This window comes from Acinetobacter rongchengensis (assembly GCF_003611475.1).
GTDB lineage: Bacteria > Pseudomonadota > Gammaproteobacteria > Pseudomonadales > Moraxellaceae > Acinetobacter > Acinetobacter rongchengensis.
In genome coordinates this window covers 1-497 of sequence record NZ_RAXT01000195.1, presented here as the reverse complement: position 1 = coordinate 497, position 497 = coordinate 1, and the positions used below count along the sequence as shown (strand labels likewise).

1 pseudogene is annotated in these 497 nt (G+C 40.6%); it reads left to right on the top strand.

Features of this window, described 5'->3' with window-relative positions:
• Positions 1-497 (top strand): annotated as a pseudogene (locus tag D7V20_RS19485) (IS5 family transposase); the annotation flags it as partial.

Here is a 497-nt window from a genome sequence, read left to right as displayed (position 1 = left end):
TCCAGATTACACCACGCTTTGTAGAAGACAAAAGCATATTGATATTGCAATTAGCTACCAAAAAAGTAGCGATGGACTGCATCTACTCATGGACTCTACAGGCATGAAGTTTCTAGGTGAGGGCGAATGGAAACGCAAGAAACATGGACCTGAATTTCGTCGCCAATGGCTTAAATTACATAATTGGTATAGATGATAAAACCCTGCAAATACGAGCAGTTTAGCTTACAACCAATAATGTCAGTGATTCACAGGTGCTTGGTGATTTACTTAATCAGATTCCACAAGATGAGCGGATTGACTCTGTTTATACCGATGGAGCTTATGACACCAAGCAATGCCGTCAGGTCATTGCAGATCGGCAAGCGCATGCAATGATTCCACCTAGAAAAAAATGCGAAACCATGGAAAGATACAAAGAACAAGCAGCTCGCTAGAGCGAAATGAATTACTTCGAACAATTAAAAGTTTAGGCAGGACACTATGGAAAAAATGGT